A 19,910-nucleotide genomic window follows, 5' to 3' on the forward strand; every position below is an offset into this window, starting at 1 on the left:
TTGCCGGCCCTCTTGACGTCATCTGCGTCACACATGCATTGTTGCTCGTAACGCAATGTGGTGCAAGATACGCAACAGGAGGCCGGGGCACATGGTCGGACGTCGGACCGTCATCATCGGAGCCGGAGTCGTCGGCGCAGCGCTCGCCGACGAGCTCTCGGCGCTCGGCTGGACGGACATCGTCGTCCTGGACCAGGGCGACCTGCCGGCGACCGGTGGGTCCACCTCCCACGCGCCCGGCCTGGTCTTCCAGGCCAGCGGCAGCAAGGTGCTCACCGAGCTCGCGACGTACACCGTCGAGAAGTTCGTCGACCTCCAGCACGAGGGGCAGTCCTGCTTCCTCCAGGTCGGCGGCCTCGAGGTCGCGACCACCCCCGAGCGCCTCGCCGAGCTGCACCGCCGGCACGGCTGGCTCACCTCCTGGGGCGTCGAGGCCGAGGTCGTCGACGCGGACCGCTGCGTCGAACTGCACTCCCTCGTCGACCGCGACAAGATCCTCGGCGGCCTGTGGTGCCCGACCGACGGCCTCGCCAAGGCGCTGTGGGCGGTCGAGGCGCAGATCGAGCGCGCCAAGGCCCGGGGTGTGAGGTTCCTCGCCCGCCACGAGGTCACCGACATCGTGGTCGAGGACGGTCAGGTCACCGCGATCGTCACCAACCACGGCGAGTTCCCCGCCGACATCGTCGTCTCCTGCGCGGGCATCTGGGGCCCGAAGGTCGCCTCGCTCGTCGGCCTCGACCTGCCGCTGACCCCGCTCGCCCACCAGCTCGCCTGGACCGGCGACATCCCCGAGCTGAAGGGTCAGACGCAGGAGGCGGTCCGCCCGATCCTCCGCCACCAGGAGTCGGGCCTCTACTACCGCGACCACTACGAGGGCCTCGGCATCGGCTACTACCACCACGAGCCGATGCCGATCGAGGCGACCGACATCCGCTCGATGGAGGAGGCGGACGAGACCGGCGACATGCCGTCCGTTCTCGCCTTCACTCCCGTGGACTTCGAGCCGGCCTGGGAGGAGACCCAGCGCCTGCTCCCCGCCACCAACGACACCAAGGTCGAGGAAGGCATCAACGGCCTCTTCTCCTTCACCACCGACGGCATGCCGCTGCTCGGCGAGTCCCGCGAGGTCAGGGGCTTCTGGGTCGCCGAGGCGGTGTGGGTCACCCACTCCGCCGGGGTCGGCCGCGCGGTCGCGGAGTGGATCGCCAACGGCCACTGCGAGTCCTTCGACATCCACGAGTGCGACGTGAACCGCTTCGAGGACTACCAGGTCGCCCCGGCGTACGTCCTGGAGCGGGACTGCCAGAACTTCCGCGAGGTCTACGACATCCTGCACCCGTTGCAGCCGATGGACTCGCCGCGCAACGTCCGCCTCTCGCCGTTCTTCGGTCGCGAGGAGGAGCTCGACGCCTTCTTCCTGCCGGCCAACGGCTGGGAGCGCCCACACTGGTACGGGGCGAACGCCGGCCTGCTCGAGCGCTACGACATCCCGACACCCAACGCCTGGGCCGCCAAGTACTGGGACCCGATCGTGGGCGCCGAGGCGAAGGCGACCCGCGAGGGCGTCGCGATGTACGACATGACGGCGCTCAAGCGGATCACGGTGACCGGCCCCGGTGCCACGGCGTTCCTCCAGCGCCTGTGCACCGGTGACGTCGACAAGTCGGTGGGGGCCGTGGTCTACACCCTGCTCCTCGACGTCGACGGCGGCATCCGCAGCGACATCACCGTCGCCCGCCTGGGCCAGCACCACTACCAGGTCGGAGCCAACGGCGCCCTGGACGTCGACTGGTTCGAGCGCCACCTCCCCGAGGACGGCACCGTCCAGATCACCGACATCACGCCGGGCACCTGCTGCATCGGGCTGTGGGGACCGAAGGCCCGCGAGGTGCTGGCCGGCATCACCGACGCCGACATGACCAATGACGGCCTGAAGTACTTCCGCGCCAAGAAGCTCACCATCGGCAACGTCCCGGTCACCGCCTGGCGCCTGTCGTACGTCGGCGAGCTCGGCTGGGAGATCTACACGACCGCCGACCTCGGCCAGCGCCTCTGGGACACCCTCTGGGAGGCCGGCCAGGAGCACGGCATCATCGCCGCCGGTCGCGGCGCGTTCAACAGCCTCCGCCTGGAGAAGGGCTACCGCTCCTTCGGTGGCGACATGACCAACGAGCACGACCCCTACGAGGCCGGCCTCGGCTTCGCGGTCAAGCTCGACAAGGGCGACTTCCTCGGCCGCGACGCGCTGATCCAGCGCAAGGAGAACCAGACCAAGACCCTCGCCTGTCTCACCATCGACAGCACCATCGACGTGGTCCTGGGCAAGGAGCCGGTCTTCGCCGACGGCAAAACGGTCGGCTACGTCACCTCCGCGGCCTACGGCTACACGATCGAGAAGGGCATCGCCTACGCCTGGCTGCCACTCGAGGTCGCCGAGGTCGGCACCGAGGTCGAGATCGGGTACTTCGACAAGCGGATTCCCGCCGTCGTCACCGCCGAGCCGTTGTTCGACCCGAAGATGACCCGCCTCCGCGGCTGACTTTCGTCCCCTTCCTTCCCAACCCCTCTCATCCGTCATTCCTCGGAGGTTCCTGTGAGTTTCAAGACCGGTTCTGTGGCCGACATCGCCGCGATCGCTGCCATGGTCGAGCGCCGCGAGGTCGGCTACAGCCTGGAGGCCCCCTTCTACACGAGCCAGGAGGTCTACGACCTGGACATGAAGGCGATCTTCGGCCAGTACTGGCTCTTCGTCGCCACCGAGGCCGAGATCCCGGAGGCGGGTGACTTCGTCACGGTCGAGATCGGCACCCAGTCGCTGATCATCGTCCGCGACGACGAGGAGGAGGTCCGCGCGCTGCGCAACGTGTGCCGGCACCGCGGCTCGCGTCTCCTCGAGGAGCCGTGTGGTGCGATCGGCAACCTGGTCTGCCCCTACCACCAGTGGACCTACCGCGCGGACGGCGAGCTGATGTACGCCGAGAGTCAGTCGCCGTCCTTCGACAAGAGCAAGTTCGGCCTGAAGCAGGTCCACGTGCGCACCGTCGGCGGCCTGATCTTCATCTGCCTCGCCGACGAGCCGCCGGCCGACTTCGACGAGGTCGCCTCGGTCATCGAGCCCTACCTGCGCTCCTACCGCATCGCGGAGGCGAAGGTCGCCCACCAGACCGACCTCGTCGAGGCGGGCAACTGGAAGCTCGTCATGGAGAACAACCGCGAGTGTCACCACTGCGACGCTTCTCACCCGGAGCTGATCACGTCGTACTTCCCCTTCCTCCGGTACGACGAATCCGACATCACGCCGCGCCTCCAGCCGCTCTACGAGCGCTACCTGAAGGCGACCGAGGACCTCGACAACGTCTGCAAGACCAACGGCGTCCCGCGGGAGCTGGTCCACGAGCTCGACACCCGCGAGACCGGCTTCATGATCATGCGCCTTCCGCTGGACGGTGACGGGGCGTCCTTCGGCATCGACGGCGCCCAGGTCTGCAAGAAGCTGATCGGTGACTCGCCCACCCCGCAGTTCGGTGACCTCTCCCTGCACATGCAGCCGAACTCGTGGTTCCACTTCCTCAGCGACCACGTCATCGTCTTCAGCGTCCTGCCGCTCGGCCCGGACAAGTCGATGGTCCGCACGACCTGGCTGGTCCACCCCGACGCCGTCGAGGGTGAGGACTACACGGTCGAGGGCCTGACCAGCGTCTGGAAGGCCACCAACGACCAGGACCGCGTCCTCGTCGAGAAGACCCAGCGCGGAGTCACGGACCCGAGCTACGTGCCCGGTCCCTACGCGCTGGTCGAGGACGACGTCGAGGCCTTCCTCAACTGGTATGTCGGCCGGCTCCGCGACTACCTCGAGCCGCACCGCGAGAGCGCCGAGCGGCTCGGTCACCTCAACGCGGTCGCGAACCAGTAGTCACCACCTGATCACCGGGAGTAGAGAAATGTCGTCCACCCAGGCACTCGAGAGCCTCGTGCCGTCCCTGCAGTCTCCGGTCTGCTGGACGGAGGAGGACCAGACCGTGCTGGTGTGCACCGCGGTCAGCGACGTCACCCACGACGTCAAGAACTTCGTGTTCGAGCCCGAGGGCGACCAGCTCTTCGAGTTCGACGCAGGCCAGTTCCTGACCCTGATGCTCGACATCGACGGCAACCCGGTGAACCGGTGCTACACGATCTCGTCGCCGCCGACCCGTCCGAACCGCATCGCCATCACGGTGAAGCGGGTCGTGGGCGGCAAGGTCTCCAACTGGATCCACGACAACATCGTGCCCGGTAGCAAGGTCACCGCGATGGCACCCCTGGGTGCCTTCACGCTCGCCCGCCGGCCGGCGGAGAAGCTCCTCTTCCTGTCCGCCGGGAGCGGGATCACCCCGCTGATGTCGATGCTGCGGACGCTCTACGACCTCGGGTCGGACGCTGACGTGGTCTTCCTCCACAGCGCGCGCACACCGAGTGACATCGTCTTCCGCAGCGAGCTCGCCGCCATCGAGACGCTCATGCCCAACCTCCGGGTGGTGCACGTCTGTGAGGCCGACTATCCCTCCGAGCGGTGGGGCGGCATGCGGGGACGCCTCTCGCCGACCATGCTCCACACGATCGTCCCCGACCTCCTCGAGCGGACCGTCTTCAACTGCGGCCCGGTGCCCTACATGGATGCCGTGCGCCGCATCCTCGGCGAGCTCGACTACGACCTCGGCAACTACTACGAGGAGAGCTTCACCTTCGACGACCCGGCCATGCCGGGTGCGACGCCGCCTCCCGAGGGAGTCGCGTACGAGGACATCGCGATCGCGGAGCCGCCCGCCGGTGACGACGGGGTGGCGACGTACTCGGTCGAGTTCGCCAAAAGCGGCCGCACCGTCACCTGTCGGGCCGACGAGAACGTGCTGGACGCGGCGCTCGCCGCGGGCGTGCGCGTCCCGTCGTCGTGCAGCCAGGGCATGTGCGGCACCTGCAAGCTCCCCAAGCTGTCCGGCGAGGTCGAGATGAACCACAACGGCGGCATCCGCCCTCGCGAGATCACCGCCGGCAAGATCCTGGCCTGCTGTTCCAAGCCGCTCAGCGACCTCTCACTCGACGCCTAATCGCGCCAGCAACTCACCCATCACCCGAAGCAGAACGGAGTCACCCCATGGCTGACAACAGAGTCGTCGTCTACGCAGGACCTGGACAGGTCGCGATCGAGAACATCGAGTTTCCCAAGCTGGAGATCCCGCTTGAGGTGGCCCAGGGTCTCGGCATCAAGCAGGCCGCCCCGCACGCCGTGATTCTCAAGCTGGTCACGACCAACATCTGCGGCAGTGACCAGCACATGGTCCGCGGCCGTACGACCGCACCCGTGGGTCAGTCCCTCGGCCACGAGATCACCGGCGAGATCGTCGAGATCGGCGACGACGTCCTCTTCCACAAGGTCGGCGACATCTGCTCGGTGCCGTTCAACATCGCCTGTGGTCGCTGCCGGATGTGCAACGAGGGCAAGACCGGCATCTGCCTCAACGTGAACCCGGCCCGCGCCGGCGCCGCCTACGGCTACGTCGACATGGGTGGCTGGGTCGGCGGCCAGGCAGAGTACGTGATGATCCCGTTCGCCGACTTCAACCTGCTGAAGTTCCCGGACCGTGACGCGGCGCTCGAGAAGATCCTCGACCTCACGATGCTGTCGGACATCTTCCCGACCGGCTACCACGGCGCCTACACCGCCGGCGTCACCACCGGCTCCACGGTGTACGTCGCCGGTGCCGGCCCGGTGGGCCTCGCCGCGGCGTACTCGGCGCAGCTGCTGGGTGCCTCGACCGTCATCGTCGGCGACATGAACGCCGACCGTCTGGCCCAGGCCGCCAGCTTCGGCTGCGAGGTCGCGGACCTGTCGAAGGGTGACTCGCTGGTCGACATCGTCGCCGACATCCTCGGCGAGCCCGAGGTCGACGCTGCCGTCGACGCCGTCGGCTTCGAGGCGCGCGGCCACGGCAAGGACGCCGCCGAGGCGCCGGCCACGGTGCTCAACGACATCATGAACGTGTCGCGTGCCGGTGCCTCGCTCGGCATCCCCGGCCTCTACGTGACCGGCGACCCAGGTGCGGTGGACGACGCCGCGAAGGTGGGCCAGATCGGTGTGCGGCTGGGCCTCGGCTGGGCCAAGTCCCACACCTTCGTCACCGGCCAGTGCCCGGTGAAGCAGTACAACCGCCAGCTGATGAACCTGATCCTGGCCGACAAGGCGCACATCGCGAAGGCCGTCAACGCCACCACGATCAGCCTCGACGACGCCGCGCAGGGTTACGCCGCGTTCGACAAGGGCGCCGCCCAGAAGTTCGTCATCGACCCGCACGGCATGGTCCGGGCCTGACCCATGGGAGATCTCATGTCTTCGGACTCCGTCCTCGACCGCACCCTCGCCGACTTCGATCCCGAGGTCGCCGAGCAGATCGAGCGTGAGCTGGTCCGTCAGCAGAGCACCCTGGAGATGATCGCGTCGGAGAACTTCGCTCCGACCGCGGTGATGCAGGCCCAGGGCTCGGTGCTCACCAACAAGTACGCCGAGGGCTACCCGGGTCGGCGCTACTACGGTGGCTGCGAGCACGTCGACGTCATCGAGCAGCTCGCAATCGACCGGATCAAGGCGCTCTTCGGTGCCGAGGCCGCCAACGTGCAGCCGCACTCCGGTGCCCAGGCCAACGCCGCGGCGATGTTCGCCCTGCTCGACCCGGGCGACACGATCCTCGGCCTGGACCTGGCCCACGGTGGCCACCTGACCCACGGCATGCGGATCAACTTCTCCGGCAAGCTCTACAACGTCGTGGCGTACCAGGTCTCGCCGGACGACTTCCGGATCGACATGGCCGAGGTCGAGCGCCTCGCCGTCGAGCACAAGCCGAAGCTGATCGTGGCCGGCTGGTCGGCCTACCCGCGCCAGTTGGACTTCGCCGAGTTCCGCCGGATCGCGGACAAGGTCGGCGCGTACCTGATGGTCGACATGGCCCACTTCGCTGGGCTGGTCGCGACCGGGCTGCACCCGAGCCCCGTGCCGTACGCCGACGTGGTCACCACCACGACCCACAAGACGCTCGGCGGTCCCCGTGGCGGCGTGATCCTGAGCAAGGAGTCGCTGGCGAAGAAGATCAACTCCGCCGTCTTCCCGGGACAGCAGGGCGGCCCGCTGGAGCACGTGATCGCGGCCAAGGCCGTGGCCTTCAAAATGGCGGCCGAGCCGGCGTTCAAGGAGCGGCAGGAGCGGACCCTCGAGGGCGCGCAGATCATCGCGGGCCGGCTGACACAGCACGACGTCACCGCGGCCAGGATCACCGTCCTCTCCGGGGGCACCGACGTGCACCTGGTCCTGGTGGACCTGCGTGACGCCGAGATCAACGGCCAGGAGGCCGAGGACCGGCTGCACGCCGTCGGCATCACGGTCAACCGCAACGCGGTGCCGTTCGACCCGCGCCCGCCGATGGTATCCTCCGGTGTCCGCATCGGCACGCCCGCGCTGGCCACCCGGGGCTTCGACGCCGAGGCCTTCTCCGAGGTCGCCGACGTGATCGCCGAGACCCTCGCCGGCTCCGCCGAGGAGGGGCAGCTCCAGAAGCTCCGTGCCCGGGTCGAGGCCCTGGCGGAGCGGTTCCCGCTGTACCCCGACGCCAACACGGCCCCCGGCATCGGTGCTGCTTCGGGGACGGTGGCCTGAGATGGGCAACCCGTTCCCGGGTGAGCACCCCGAGTGGCTCTGGCGCGATCCCGACCCGAAGTCGTCGTACGACGCGATCGTGATCGGCGGTGGCGGCCACGGCCTGGCCACGGCGTACTACCTCGCCAAGAACCACGGCATGACCAACATCGCCATCCTGGAGAAGGGGTGGCTGGCCGGCGGCAACATGGCCCGCAACACCACGATCATCCGGTCGAACTACCTCTGGGACGAGTCGGCGGCGATCTACGAGCACGCGCTGAAACTGTGGGAGGAGCTCCCGGAGGAGCTCGACTACGACTTCCTCTTCAGCCAGCGCGGCGTGCTCAACCTCGCGCACTCGCTGCAGGACGTCCGTGACTCCGTACGCCGGGTCGAGGCCAACCGCCTCAACGGGGTGGACGCCGAGTTCCTGACGCCCGAGGAGGTGCAGAAGGTCTGCCCGATCGTCAACATCTCCGAGGACGTGCGCTACCCGGTCCTGGGTGCGACCTTCCAGCCGCGCGCCGGCATCGCCAAGCACGACCACGTGGCGTGGGCGTTCGCCCGGGCCTGCGACGCGATGGGTGTCGACATCATCCAGAACTGCGAGGTCACCGGCTTCGTCAGGGACGGCAACCGGGTCACCGGCGTCGAGACCACCCGCGGCCGGATCCTCTCCGACACCGTCGGCATGGTCGCGGCGGGCCACTCCAGCGTGCTGGCCGAGAAGGCCGGCTTCCGGCTCCCGGTGCAGTCGCACCCGCTGCAGGCGCTGGTCTCCGAGCTCTACGAGCCGGTCCACCCGACCGTCGTGATGTCCAACTACGTCCATGTCTACGTCTCGCAGGCGCACAAGGGCGAGCTGGTCATGGGCGCCGGTGTCGACCAGTACAACGGCTACGGCCAGCGCGGCTCGTTCCACGTGATCGAGCACCAGATGGCCGCGGCGCTGGAGCTCTTCCCGATCTTCGGCCGGGCACACCTGCTGCGCACCTGGGGCGGCATCGTCGACGTCTGCCCGGACGCGTCGCCGATCATCGGCGCGACTCCGGTCGACGGCCTCTATGTCAACGCCGGCTGGGGCACGGGTGGCTTCAAGGCCACCCCCGCCGCCGGCTGGGCGATGGCCCACACCATGGCCACCGGTGAGCCGCACGAGCTCAACCAGCCGTTCGGCCTGGAGCGCTTCACCACCGGCCACCTCATCGACGAGCACGGCGCCGCCGGCGTCGCCCACTGATCCCCAGACCTAGCGAAAGAGCACCTGTCATGCTGCAGATCGAGTGCCCGTGGTGCGGACTGCGGGACGAGACCGAGTACAAGTACGGCGGTCAGGCGCACGTGGCCTACCCCGAGGACCCGAGCGCGCTGAGCGACGAGGAGTGGGCCGAGTACCTCTTCTTCCGCGACAACCCGAAGGGCCCCTTCGCCGAGCGGTGGGTGCACACCGGCGGCTGCCGCAAGTGGTTCAACGCCGTCCGCGACACCCGGACGTACGAGTTCCTCGCGGTCTACGCGAACAACGAGCCCCGGCCCGACATCAGCAGCCTGACCGGCGCCGACACCGCAGGAGCAACGGCATGAGCACCCAGTCCCACCGCCTGCCCACGGGCGGCCGCATCGACCGTGACACGGTGCTGACCTTCACCGTCGACGGCGAGCAGCTCACCGGCCACCCGGGCGACACCATCGCCTCGGCCCTGATCGCCAACGGCCGGGTCCGGGTCGGCGACTCGATCTACCTCGACCGCCCTCGCGGCATCCTCGCGGCCGGCGGCGAGGAGCCGAACGCGCTGGTCCAGATCCTCGGCGAGCACTCCGAGCCGTCGGTCACCGCGACCGTCCGCTCGCTCACCGACGGGCTCCGGGCGCGGACCCTCTCCGGCCTCGGCGTCCTCGACCCCGAGCCCGACACCGCGACGTACGACAAGGTCTTCGTCCACACCGACGTCCTGGTGATCGGCGCCGGCCCCTCGGGACTCGCTGCCGCCGTCGCCGCGGCGCGCTCCGGCGCCCGCGTGATCCTCATGGACGAGCAGGCCGAGCTCGGCGGCTCACTGCTGTCGGCGCGCGCCGAGACGATCGATGGCAAGCCGGCGATCGAGTGGGTCGCCGACGCCGCCGCGACGCTCGCCGCCGCGGAGGAGGTCACCGTCCTCACCCGCACGGCCGCCTTCGGGTCGTACGACGACAACTACGTGCTCGCCGTCGAGGACCGGGCCGGCGGCTCGGCCGCTCCGCAGCCCAACGGCGTCTCCCGCCAGCGGGTCTGGCACGTCCGTGCCGGCCAGGTCGTCCTCGCCAACGGCGCCTACGAGCGCCCGCTGGTCTTCGCCGGCAACGACGTCCCCGGCGTCATGCTCGCCGGTGCCGTCCGCACCTACCTCAACCGGTACGCCGTGACCCCGGGCCGCCGGTACGTCGTCGCCACCACCAACGACAGCGCCTACGACGCGGTCGAGGACATCCTCGCCGCGGGCCTCGAGGTCGCCGCCGTGCTCGACGCCCGGAGCAACCTGTCGGCCCGGGCGACCGAGGCCGCCGCGGCCGGAGTTCGGGTGCTCTCCGGCACCACCGTCGAGCGGGCCGAGGGCGACGCCGCCACGGCCCGTCTCGTGCGGGTCCACGCCGCGACGGTCGGCGACGGTGACACGGTCACGCCGCTCGAGACCATCGAGGCGGACGTGCTGGCGGTCTCCGGTGGCTGGAGCCCGCTGGTGCACCTGCACACGCAGCGCCAGGGCACCACGACGTACGACGCGTCGCTGGCCGCCTTCGTGCCGGACAGCAGGGTCAAGAACCAGACGGTCGTCGGTGCCAACAACGGGACCTTCCTCCTCGGCGAGGCCCTCGCTGAGGGCACGGCGGCCGGTGCTGCCGCGGCGACCACAGCCGGTTTCCCGGTCGAGGCCACCCCGCCTGCTGCCGCGGGCACGGCCACCGAGGTCGGCGATGTCCGCGCACTATGGCTGGTGCCCGCGTCGGCCGGTGAGCCGGGCGACTGGGACGAGCACTTCGTCGACCTGCACCGTGACCAGACCGTGGCCGACGTGTGGCGGGCAACCGGCGCGGGCATGCGGAGCGTCGAGCACGTGAAGCGCTACACCTCGATCGGCACCGGCCAGGACCAGGGCAAGACCTCGGGCGTGAACGCCGGTGGCGTCATCGCCGCGGCGCTCGGCCTCGAGGTCGCCGAGGTCGGTTTCAGCAACCACCGCGCGCCGTACACGCCGGTGCTCTTCTCGGCCCTGGCCGGACGTGAGCGCGGCGAGCTCTTCGACCCCAAGCGGATCACGCCGATCCACGGCTGGCACATCGAGCACGGCGCCGAGTTCGAGATCGTCGGGCAGTGGCTGCGTCCGTGGTTCTTCCCGGTCGACGGTGAGGACATCGACGCCGCCGTGGAGCGTGAGTGCCGGGCGGTGCGCACCAGCGTCGGGATGATGGACGCCTCGACGCTCGGCAAGATCGAGATCAAGGGCGCCGACGCCGGTGAGTTCCTCAACCGGATCTACACCAACGCCTACAAGAAGCTGCCGATCGGCTCGGCCCGCTACGGCGTCATGTGCAAGCCCGACGGGATGATGTTCGACGACGGCGTGACGCTGCGCCTGTCCGAGGACACCTACTACATGCACACCACGACCGGTGGCGCCGCCGGCGTCCTCGACTGGCTGGAGGAGTGGCTCCAGACCGAGTGGCCCGAGCTCGACGTGCTCTGCACCTCGGTGACCGAGCAGTGGTCCACCGTGGCCGTCGTCGGCCCGAAGTCGCGTGAGGTCGTCGCCCGGGTCGCACCGGATCTCGACGTCTCCAACGAGGCGTTCGGCTTCATGACCTTCCGGGAGACGACCCTGGCGTCGGGCATCCCGGCGCGGGTCTGCCGGATCTCGTTCTCCGGCGAGCTTGCCTTCGAGATCAACGTGGCCGGCTGGTACGGCCGCCAGGTCTGGGAGGACGTGTACGCCGCGGGCGCCGACTTCGACATCACGCCGTACGGCACGGAGACGATGCACGTGCTCCGCGCCGAGAAGGGCTACCCGATCGTCGGGCAGGACACCGACGGCACGGTGACCCCGCAGGACGCGGGCATGGAGTGGATCGTCTCCAAGACGAAGGACTTCGTCGGCAAGCGCTCCTACACCCGCGAGGACAACGTCCGCGCGGACCGCAAGCACATGGTGGGCCTGCTGCCCGTCGACCGCACCACCCGGCTGCCCGAGGGCAGCCAGGTGATCGAGGCGGGCACCGACCTGGCGACCGCGCCCCGACCGGTGCCGATGCTGGGCCACGTGACCTCGAGCTACGACTCGGTGGCGCTGGAGCGGCCCTTCGCGCTCGCCCTCATCAAGGGCGGCCGCGAGCGCATCGGCGACGTGCTCCTGGCGCCCGTCGGCGACCGCCTGATCGAGGTCGAGGTGACCTCGCCCGTTCTCTACGACCCCGAAGGGACCAAGCGAGATGGCTGACCTCAGCACCCTGCAGGAGCTGCGCCGCAGCCCGCTGCACGACATGGCCACCGAGATCCGCGACGGAGGCGTCACGGGAGACCGGGCGGTCCAGCTGGTCGAGCAGCCCTTCGTCACCATGGTGAGCGTCCGGATCGACCCGGACTCCACCGGTTCCCGTGGCATCGACGAGGCCCTCGGGGCGCCCCTGCCCCGGCGGGTCGGCGAGACCAGCCAGGCCGGCGGGCACACCGCGCTCTGGCTGGGCCCGGACGAGTGGCTCGTCGTCTCGGAGTCCGACGCGGAGTCCCTGGTGGAGCAGCTGCGCACGGCCGCCGGTGACACGCCGGCGCAGGTCGTCGACCTCTCGGCCAACCGCACGGTCATCGAGCTCACCGGTCCCGGCGCGCGCGGCGTGCTCGAGAAGGGCTGCCCGGCCGACCTGCACCCCCGGTCGTTCCCGGACGGCACGGCGATCATGACCAGCCTGGCGCGAGTCCCCGTGCTGCTGTGGAAGGTCGACGCCGACCACTTCCGGGTCCTGCCCCGTGCCTCCCTCGCCCAGTACGTCGCGGCGTGGCTGCTCGACGCCGTACGGGAGTTCGCCCCGGCGAGCCCGTCGGCGCAGGCAGGAGCCTGATGGCCCTCTCCGCTTTCGACCTCTACTCCGTCGGCATCGGGCCGTCCTCGTCCCACACGGTCGGCCCGATGCGTGCGGCGAAGCGGTTCGTCGACCGACTGGCCGAGCGTGGTCAGCTCGACGCCGTATGCCGCGTGCGGGCGGAGCTCTTCGGCTCCCTCGGTGCCACCGGCCACGGCCACGGCTCGCCCAAGGCGGTCGTGCTCGGACTGGAGGGCGAGGACCCGGCGACGACGGACACCGACCGTGCCGACGGCCGGATCGACGAGATCCGGACCAGCGGCCAGCTCGTCCTGTGCGGCACGACGCCGATCCCGTTCGACGTCGACACCGACCTGGTCATGCATCGACGCAAGAGCCTGCCGGCACACCCCAACGGCATGACCTTCGCCGCGTACGACGCGGGTGGCGAGCAGGTCGACTTCCGCACCTACTACTCCGTCGGCGGCGGCTTCGTCGTCGACGAGGTGGCGACGGGCGCGGACCGGATCGTGCTCGACGAGACCCCGGTGAAGTACCCCTTCACCACCGGCGGCGAGCTGCTGGCGATCTGCGAGCGCGAGGGCCTGTCGATCAGCGACGTGATGCTCGCCAACGAGCAGGCCTGGCGCTCGGAGGAGGAGATCCGTGCCGGGATGCTGCACCTGTGGTCGGTGATGGTCGAGTGCGTGGAGCGCGGCTTCCAGCGCGAGGGCGTCCTGCCGGGCGGGCTGAAGGTGCCACGCCGGGCACCGGGACTCTTCCGGGAGCTGTCGAAGGATGGCGACCGGGTCGACCCGCTGCACGTGGTCGACTGGGTCAACCTCTACGCGCTCGCGGTCAACGAGGAGAACGCCTCGGGTGGCCGCATCGTGACCGCCCCGACCAACGGTGCCGCCGGGATCATCCCGGCCGTGCTGCACTACTACGTGCGCTTCGTGCCGGATGCGGACGAGGACGGCATCGTGCGCTTCCTGCTGACTGCCGCCGCGATCGGCATCCTCTTCAAGATCAACGCGTCGATCTCCGGCGCCGAGGTCGGCTGTCAGGGCGAGGTCGGGTCGGCATGCTCGATGGCCGCCGGCGGCCTGGCCGAGGTCATGGGCGGGCGTCCACCCCAGGTGGAGAACGCCGCCGAGATCGGCATCGAGCACAACCTCGGGCTCACCTGTGACCCCGTGGGTGGGCTGGTGCAGATCCCGTGCATCGAGCGCAACGCGATCGCGTCGATGAAGGCGATCAACGCTGCGCGCCTCGGCCTCGGCGGCGACGGCTCGCACAAGGTCAGCCTGGACAAGGCGATCAAGACCATGCGTGACACCGGTCGCGACATGAAGGACAAGTACAAGGAGACAGCGCGCGGCGGACTCGCCGTCAACGTCATCGAGTGCTGAGCTGACCGCGATCCCGGACCCGACTGAGCGGCGCCGCTCAGTCGGGTACTTTCGCGGGTCCAGACGCGTCGTGGCAGGTGCAGCACTTCCTCCGCCGAAGGCCCGACCTGGCGACGGGCGAGATCAGGGTCCGCTAGGGAGGGACCCGCTCCCGATCCTCTGCGACATCCCGCAGGGGAGGGCAGCGCAGATCAGGGAGGGCGGGCCGTCGCGGGAGCCGCGGCGACCAGTGTCAGTGGCCGCGAGCGATCCAGGCCTGGAGGTCGCCGCGCTCGGCGCCGATCGAGGTGTCGTCGCCGTGGCCGGTGTGGACGACCGTCTCGGCGGGGAGGCTCAGGAGCTTCGCGCTGATCGAGTCGATGATCGTCGGGAAGTCGCTGAAGGATCGGCCGGTGGCGCCAGGGCCGCCGTGGAAGAGGGTGTCGCCGGTGAAGACGACGCCCAGCTCGGCGCTGTGGAAGCAGCAGGCGCCCGGGGCGTGGCCCGGGGTGTGCAGCGTGCGCAGGATGACGTCGCCGACCCGGAACTCGTCACCGCCGGCGAGCTCGCGGTCGGGGCCCTCGGCGTACACCTGGTCCCAGAGGTCGCGGTCGTCCGGGTGGAGGTACGCCGCGGCGCCGGTCGCCGCGCGCAGGGCGTCGACGGCGCTGATGTGGTCGTCGTGGGCGTGGGTGAGAAGGATCGCCTTCACCGTGCGGCCCGCGATGGCCTCGACGATCGGGGCGGCGTCGTGCGCGGCGTCGATCACGACGCACTCGGCGTCGTCGCCGACCACCCAGACGTTGTTGTCGACCTCCCAGGTGCCGCCGTCGAGGCTGAACGTGCCCGACGTGACCACCCGGTCGACGCGCACGGTGCTCACAGCTCGACCACCGAGCGCAGGACCTCGCCGCGGTGCATCTTCTCGAAGGACTTCTCGACGTCGTCCAGCGAGATCGTCTCGGTGATGAAGTCGTTGAGCGGGAAGCGGCCCTGCTGCGCCAGGTCGACCAGCATCGGGAAGTCTCGGGACGGCAGGCAGTCGCCGTACCAGGACGACTTCAGGGCGCCGCCGCGACCGAAGACCTCGATGAGCGGGAGCGTGATCTCCTTGTCGGGCGTCGGTACGCCGACCAGGACGACCGTGCCCGCGAGGTCGCGGGCGTAGAAGGCCTGCTCATAGGTCTCGGGGCGGCCGACCGCGTCGACGACGACGTCGGCGCCGTTGCCGCCGGTGAGCTCGCGGATCGCCTCGACGGCGTCGGTCTCCTTCGAGTTCACGACGTGGGTGGCGCCGAAGCCCTTGGCCCACTCGAGCTTCCGGGCGTCCACGTCGACAGCGATGATCGTGGACGCGCCGGCGAGGGCGGCACCGGCGATCGCCGCGTTGCCGACGCCGCCGCAGCCGATGACCGCGATCGAGTCGCCGCGGCTGACGCCACCGGTGTTCACCGCGGCGCCGAAGCCAGCCATGACGCCGCAGCCGAGGAGGCCGGCGGCTGCGGCCGGTGCCTGCGGGTCGACCTTCGTGCACTGGCCGGCGGCGACGAGCGTCTTCTCGATGAAGGCACCGATGCCGAGCGCAGGGGAGAGCTCCGTGCCGTCGGTCAGCGTCATCTTCTGCTTCGCGTTGTGCGTGTTGAAGCAGTACTGCGGCTTGCCCTTGGCGCAGGAGCGGCACTGGCCACAGACCGCACGCCAGTTGAGGACGACGAAGTCGCCGGGGGCCACCTCGGTGACGCCCTCGCCCACGGCCTCGACGACACCAGCCGCCTCGTGCCCGAGCAGGAACGGGAACTCGTCGTTGATGCCACCCTCGCGGTAGTGCAGATCGGTGTGGCAGACGCCGCAGGCCTGGATCTTCACCACGGCCTCGCCGGGGCCCGGGTCGGGGACGACGATCTCCACGACCTCGACCGGGGCGCCCTTGCTGCGGGCGATGACCCCCTTGACGGTGCTGGACATGGCTCTCCTCAGCGGAAGACGACGGTGCGGTTGCCGGTGCCGAGGAGCACCCGGTGCTCGCTGTGCCAGCGGATGGCGCGGGCGAGGACCTGGGCCTCGACGTCCCGGCCGGCGGCGGTCATGTCGGCCGGGTCGAGCGAATGGTCGACGCGCGCGACGTCCTGCTCGATGATCGGGCCCTCGTCGAGGTCGGACGTGACGTAGTGCGCGGTCGCGCCGATCAGCTTCACGCCACGCGCGTGAGCCTGGTGGTAGGGCTTGGCGCCCTTGAAGCTGGGCAGGAACGAGTGGTGGATGTTGATCGCGCGACCCTCGAGCTTGCCGCAGAGCTCGTTGGAGAGCACCTGCATGTAGCGGGCGAGGACGACCAGGTCGACGTCGTACTCGTCGACGAGCCCGAGAAGGCGGGCCTCAGCCTCGGGCTTGGTCTCCGGGGTGACCGGAACGTGCACGAACGGGATGCCGTGCGACTCGGCCACGCCCTCGAAGTCGCGGTGGTTGGAGACGATCAGCGGGACCTCGATGTTGAGCGCGCCCGTGGTCGTGCGGAAGAGCAGGTCGTTCAGGCAGTGGCCGAACTTCGACACCATCAGCAGCGTGCGGGTCGGGGTGGCCATGTCGTGCAACTGCCACGCCATCGTGAACTGCGCCGCGACCGACGTGAAGTCCTGGCGAAGCGCCTCGACCGTGGCGTCGTCCGCGCGGAACTGCACGCGCATGAAGAAGGTGTCGGTGAGCCGGTCGTCGAACTGCTGGCTGGCGCTGATGTTGCCGCCGTGCTCCATGACGAAGCGGCTGACCGCGAAGACGATGCCGGGCGTCTCCGGACATGTCAGCGTGAGGACGAACTCCTGCCCTGCTTCCGGACGAGGTGCCATCGAGCGTCTCCTTTGCGTAATGCACAACAGTTTGAGCGATACGCAACAGCCTGCCTTCCGACGTGGCGTCAGGTCAAGGGATGGCGGCGGATTTTCATGACCCAGATCACCTTGTCATGTGTGCGGTGAGCGCCACCGCAAGGCCGACCGGGTGAATCGCGGCGGCCTCTTGACATGACCTGCGTCACCTCTCAAGATGTTGCGTATTGCGAGTTCAGTTGCGTCATGCAAACCACGACCCCGGTTCGACGACGCACTGTCCCGCCTCCTGACCCGCTCAGCCCTCCGGAAAGGCCACACCGGTGACCACCGCTACACGGATCGACGGACGCAAGGTCGCCGCCGGCATCAAGCACCAGCTGGCCGGGCGCGTCGCCGCGCTTCAGGCCCAGGGCATCCGCCCCGGGCTCGGCACTGTCCTGGTCGGCGACGACCCCGGCAGCCACTCGTACGTCGCTGGCAAGCACCGTGACTGCGCCGAGGTCGGCATCGCCTCGATCCGCGTCGAGCTCCCGGCCACCGCGAGCCAGGAGGAGATCGAGGCAGCGGTCCTCGCGCTGAACGCCGACGAGGCATGTACAGGCTTCATCGTCCAGCTCCCGCTCCCGCCGCACATCGACATGCACCGGGTGCTCCAGCTGATCGACCCCGAGAAGGACGCCGACGGCCTGCACCCGACGAACCTCGGCAAGCTGGTGCTCGGCATCCCCGGCCCGCTTCCGTGCACGCCGAGGGGCATCATCGAGCTGCTCCGCGAGCACGAGGTCGAGATCACCGGTCAGCGGTTCTGCGTCATCGGCTGCGGCCTGACCGTCGGGCGACCCCTCGGTCTGATGCTCACCCGCCCCACCGAGCACGCGACGGTGACGCTCTGCCACGAGGCGACCGTCGATGTCGCCGCCCACGCGCGGGCCTCGGACGTGATCGTCGCGGCCGCCGGCGTTGCCCATCTGGTCAAGCCGGACTGGGTCAGCCCCGGCGCGACCGTGCTCTCCGTCGGGGTCACCCGCACGATCGAGGGCATCCTCGGCGACGTCCACCCGGAGGTCGACGTGGTCGCCGGCAAGATGAGCCCCGCCACCGGGGGAGTCGGCCCGATGACCCGCGCCATGCTGCTGATGAACATCGTCGAGATCGCCGAGCGGGGCGGCCTCTCGTCGGCCGGAGACCCAACCGAGGTGGGCGCCTGATGGCCGTCCAGGTCCTCGAGCGCACGGTGCCGGTCGCTGCGCCACCCGTCCTCGATCGGTGTCGCGTGCTCGGCATCCTCAACGTCACGCCGGACTCGTTCTCCGACGGCGGTCGGTTCGCGGCCGTCGGCGCGGCGGTCGAGGGTGGCCTGGCCCTGGCCCGCCAGGGGGCCGACCTGGTCGACGTCGGCGGCGAGTCCACGCGGCCCGGCGCCGTACGGGTGGACGAGGGGGAGGAGCTGCGCCGGGTCATCCCCGTCGTCCGGGCCCTGTCCGAGGCCGGAGTCGCGGTCTCCATCGACACGATGCGGGCACGCGTCGCCGAGGCGGCGTGCGCCGCGGGCGCGGTGCTGGTGAACGACGTCTCGGGCGGTCTCGCCGACCCCGCCATGCTCGACGTCATCGCGGCGACCGGACGTCAGTGCGTGCTGATGCACTGGCGCGGCCACTCGACCGACATGGACCGCCGGGCGGTCTACGGCGACCTGCTGACCGAGGTGGTGGACGAGCTCGTCGACCGCGTCGACGCGGCGGTGGCTGCCGGCGTCGACCCCGACCGGATCGTGCTCGACCCCGGTCTCGGGTTCGCGAAGGATGCCGAGCAGAGCTGGGCGCTCCTCGCGGCGTACCCCCGCCTCAGCAGCCTCGGCTTCCCGCTTCTGGTCGGCGCCTCTCGCAAGCGGTTCCTCGCCGAGTGCGTCGACCCCGCCCTCGCCAGCCCGTCGGTTCCCACGGACCGGGACGACGCCTCGGCCGCTGTGGCGGCGTACGTCGCCGGAGCCGGTGCCTGGGGCGTGCGCGTCCACGACGTCGCGCCCGCGGCTGCCGCGGTGCGCGTCGCCGCGCGGCTCCAGGAAGCCCGCTCCGGACTCGACCGGCGAAGGTGGCGCTGATGAACCCCGTGCTGGCCGGGGTCGAGGAGCGGCTCCTGGCGCGCTGGCCGGAGACGAGGATCGAGCCCTCGCTGGACCGGATCACGATGCTGCTGGAGCTCCTGGGCATGCCGCACCGGCGCTACCGCAGCGTCCACCTCACCGGCACCAACGGCAAGACGAGCACGGCCCGTCTGGTCGAGGGGCTCCTCGCCGCGGGCGGGCACCGGACCGGCCGGCTCACGAGCCCGCACCTGACCAGCATCCGCGAGCGCATCGCGCTGTCCGGCGAGCCCATCGGCGAGACGGAGTTCGTCGAGGCCTGGTGTGCGGCCGACTTGCAGGCGGAGCGGGTCGACGCGGTCATGGAGCACCCGCTCTCCTTCTTCGAGATGACCGTGGCCATGGGCTACCTGGCGTTCGCGAAGGCCGAGGTCGACGTCGCCGTCGTCGAGGTGGGCATGGGCGGCCGCTGGGACGCCACCAACGTCATCGACGCCGAGGTCTCGGTGATCCTCCCCATCGCGCTCGACCACACCGACTACCTCGGGCCGACCACGGTCGACATCGCGCGAGAGAAGGCCGGCGTCATCAAGCCCGGCTCCGTCGTGGTGAGCGCGCGCCAGGCGTCCGAGGTGCTCGATGTCCTCCAGGAGCAGGCCGACAGCGTCGACGCGCGGCTGCTCCTCCTGGGCCGAAACTTCTCGGTCGTGGATCGCCGGCCGGTCGACGACGGCCAGGTCATCACCGTGCACGGCCTCCACGGCGTCTATCCCGACGTCCGACTCTCCCTCCGCGGGCGACACCAGGCCGATAACGCGGCCTGCGCGCTGGCCGCCATCGAGGCCCTGCTCGGGCGGGCCCTGGACCCGGACGCGGTACGCCGCGGGCTCGGCGGCGTG

General features: G+C 70.0%; 16 protein-coding genes. 13 read left to right on the forward strand and 3 right to left on the reverse strand.

The window, feature by feature from the left end:
• Window positions 1-91: 91 nt before the first annotated feature.
• From E7Z54_RS04300 to E7Z54_RS04345, 10 genes are read left to right on the forward strand one after another with little or no spacing between them, the layout of a single operon-like run.
• Window positions 92-2,539: a GcvT family protein gene (locus E7Z54_RS04300; RefSeq protein ID WP_136431773.1), complete on the forward strand. Its 2,448-nt coding sequence runs from the start codon at window positions 92-94 to the stop codon at window positions 2,537-2,539.
• 54 nt (window positions 2,540-2,593) lie between these two features.
• Window positions 2,594-3,913, forward strand: coding sequence for an aromatic ring-hydroxylating oxygenase subunit alpha (locus tag E7Z54_RS04305; protein ID WP_240769509.1), 1,320 nt, complete (start codon window positions 2,594-2,596; stop codon window positions 3,911-3,913).
• A gap of 28 nt (window positions 3,914-3,941) precedes the next feature.
• Entirely contained in the window at window positions 3,942-5,084 is a 1,143-nt protein-coding gene (locus E7Z54_RS04310; RefSeq protein WP_136431774.1) for a hybrid-cluster NAD(P)-dependent oxidoreductase, read from the forward strand.
• Between the two features lie 47 nt (window positions 5,085-5,131).
• On the forward strand, window positions 5,132-6,346 hold the full coding sequence (fdhA, locus tag E7Z54_RS04315) for a formaldehyde dehydrogenase, glutathione-independent (RefSeq protein WP_136431775.1): 1,215 nt from the start codon (window positions 5,132-5,134) through the stop codon (window positions 6,344-6,346).
• A gap of 15 nt (window positions 6,347-6,361) precedes the next feature.
• Window positions 6,362-7,681 (forward strand): serine hydroxymethyltransferase, encoded by a 1,320-nt coding sequence (gene glyA / locus E7Z54_RS04320; RefSeq protein ID WP_136431776.1) that lies wholly within the window; start codon window positions 6,362-6,364, stop codon window positions 7,679-7,681.
• A 1-nt stretch (window position 7,682) separates the two neighbouring features.
• The gene (locus tag E7Z54_RS04325) at window positions 7,683-8,903 is read left to right on the forward strand and encodes a sarcosine oxidase subunit beta family protein (RefSeq protein ID WP_136431777.1); all 1,221 of its coding nucleotides are present in this window, start codon (window positions 7,683-7,685) and stop codon (window positions 8,901-8,903) included.
• A 29-nt stretch (window positions 8,904-8,932) separates the two neighbouring features.
• Window positions 8,933-9,247 carry a sarcosine oxidase subunit delta gene (locus E7Z54_RS04330; protein ID WP_136431778.1) on the forward strand — a complete coding sequence of 105 codons (315 nt, stop codon included), beginning with the start codon at window positions 8,933-8,935 and terminating at the stop codon, window positions 9,245-9,247.
• Complete coding sequence (locus E7Z54_RS04335; protein ID WP_136431779.1) at window positions 9,244-12,132, forward strand: 2Fe-2S iron-sulfur cluster-binding protein; 2,889 nt, start codon at window positions 9,244-9,246, stop codon at window positions 12,130-12,132. The genes E7Z54_RS04330 and E7Z54_RS04335 overlap by 4 nt, the downstream gene beginning before the upstream one ends.
• Window positions 12,125-12,751: a sarcosine oxidase subunit gamma gene (locus E7Z54_RS04340; RefSeq protein WP_136431780.1), complete on the forward strand. Its 627-nt coding sequence runs from the start codon at window positions 12,125-12,127 to the stop codon at window positions 12,749-12,751. Before E7Z54_RS04335 ends, E7Z54_RS04340 begins: the two co-directional genes overlap by 8 nt.
• On the forward strand, window positions 12,751-14,124 hold the full coding sequence (locus E7Z54_RS04345) for an L-serine ammonia-lyase (RefSeq protein WP_136431781.1): 1,374 nt from the start codon (window positions 12,751-12,753) through the stop codon (window positions 14,122-14,124). The genes E7Z54_RS04340 and E7Z54_RS04345 overlap by 1 nt, the downstream gene beginning before the upstream one ends.
• A gap of 232 nt (window positions 14,125-14,356) precedes the next feature.
• Here the strand turns inward: E7Z54_RS04345 and E7Z54_RS04350 are convergent, their stop codons facing one another.
• From E7Z54_RS04350 to purU, 3 genes are read right to left on the reverse strand one after another with little or no spacing between them, the layout of a single operon-like run.
• Window positions 14,357-14,986 carry an MBL fold metallo-hydrolase gene (locus E7Z54_RS04350; RefSeq protein WP_346763529.1) on the reverse strand — a complete coding sequence of 210 codons (630 nt, stop codon included), beginning with the start codon at window positions 14,984-14,986 and terminating at the stop codon, window positions 14,357-14,359.
• On the reverse strand, window positions 14,983-16,068 hold the full coding sequence (locus E7Z54_RS04355) for an S-(hydroxymethyl)mycothiol dehydrogenase (RefSeq protein ID WP_136431782.1): 1,086 nt from the start codon (window positions 16,066-16,068) through the stop codon (window positions 14,983-14,985). The genes E7Z54_RS04350 and E7Z54_RS04355 overlap by 4 nt, the downstream gene beginning before the upstream one ends.
• An 8-nt stretch (window positions 16,069-16,076) precedes the next feature.
• Window positions 16,077-16,946: a formyltetrahydrofolate deformylase gene (purU, locus tag E7Z54_RS04360; RefSeq protein ID WP_136431783.1), complete on the reverse strand. Its 870-nt coding sequence runs from the start codon at window positions 16,944-16,946 to the stop codon at window positions 16,077-16,079.
• A 302-nt stretch (window positions 16,947-17,248) separates the two neighbouring features.
• Here purU and E7Z54_RS04365 point away from each other — a divergent pair, with 302 nt between their 5' ends.
• The 3 genes from E7Z54_RS04365 to E7Z54_RS04375 all read left to right on the forward strand — a co-directional run.
• Window positions 17,249-18,136, forward strand: a complete 888-nt coding sequence (locus E7Z54_RS04365) for a bifunctional methylenetetrahydrofolate dehydrogenase/methenyltetrahydrofolate cyclohydrolase (RefSeq protein WP_136431784.1) — start codon at window positions 17,249-17,251, stop codon at window positions 18,134-18,136.
• Entirely contained in the window at window positions 18,136-19,029 is an 894-nt protein-coding gene (gene folP / locus E7Z54_RS04370) for a dihydropteroate synthase (protein ID WP_136431785.1), read from the forward strand. Before E7Z54_RS04365 ends, folP begins: the two co-directional genes overlap by 1 nt.
• The coding region (locus E7Z54_RS04375; protein WP_206056001.1) for a bifunctional folylpolyglutamate synthase/dihydrofolate synthase at window positions 19,029-19,910 on the forward strand (882 nt) is incomplete at its 3' end. The genes folP and E7Z54_RS04375, both read left to right, overlap by 1 nt.

The organism is Nocardioides sp. (assembly GCF_004803405.1).
In the GTDB taxonomy this organism is placed as follows: domain Bacteria; phylum Actinomycetota; class Actinomycetes; order Propionibacteriales; family Nocardioidaceae; genus Nocardioides; species Nocardioides vastitatis.

Coding starts and splice junctions, on each gene's coding strand:
- E7Z54_RS04300 (WP_136431773.1), top strand. CDS start 92: ATGGTCGGACGTCGGACCGTCATCATCGGAGCCGGAGTCGTCGGCGCA.
- E7Z54_RS04310 (WP_136431774.1), top strand. CDS start 3,942: ATGTCGTCCACCCAGGCACTCGAGAGCCTCGTGCCGTCCCTGCAGTCT.
- fdhA (WP_136431775.1), top strand. CDS start 5,132: ATGGCTGACAACAGAGTCGTCGTCTACGCAGGACCTGGACAGGTCGCG.
- glyA (WP_136431776.1), top strand. CDS start 6,362: ATGTCTTCGGACTCCGTCCTCGACCGCACCCTCGCCGACTTCGATCCC.
- E7Z54_RS04325 (WP_136431777.1), top strand. CDS start 7,683: ATGGGCAACCCGTTCCCGGGTGAGCACCCCGAGTGGCTCTGGCGCGAT.
- E7Z54_RS04330 (WP_136431778.1), top strand. CDS start 8,933: ATGCTGCAGATCGAGTGCCCGTGGTGCGGACTGCGGGACGAGACCGAG.
- E7Z54_RS04335 (WP_136431779.1), top strand. CDS start 9,244: ATGAGCACCCAGTCCCACCGCCTGCCCACGGGCGGCCGCATCGACCGT.
- E7Z54_RS04340 (WP_136431780.1), top strand. CDS start 12,125: ATGGCTGACCTCAGCACCCTGCAGGAGCTGCGCCGCAGCCCGCTGCAC.
- E7Z54_RS04345 (WP_136431781.1), top strand. CDS start 12,751: ATGGCCCTCTCCGCTTTCGACCTCTACTCCGTCGGCATCGGGCCGTCC.
- E7Z54_RS04355 (WP_136431782.1), bottom strand. CDS start 16,068: ATGTCCAGCACCGTCAAGGGGGTCATCGCCCGCAGCAAGGGCGCCCCG.
- purU (WP_136431783.1), bottom strand. CDS start 16,946: ATGGCACCTCGTCCGGAAGCAGGGCAGGAGTTCGTCCTCACGCTGACA.
- folP (WP_136431785.1), top strand. CDS start 18,136: ATGGCCGTCCAGGTCCTCGAGCGCACGGTGCCGGTCGCTGCGCCACCC.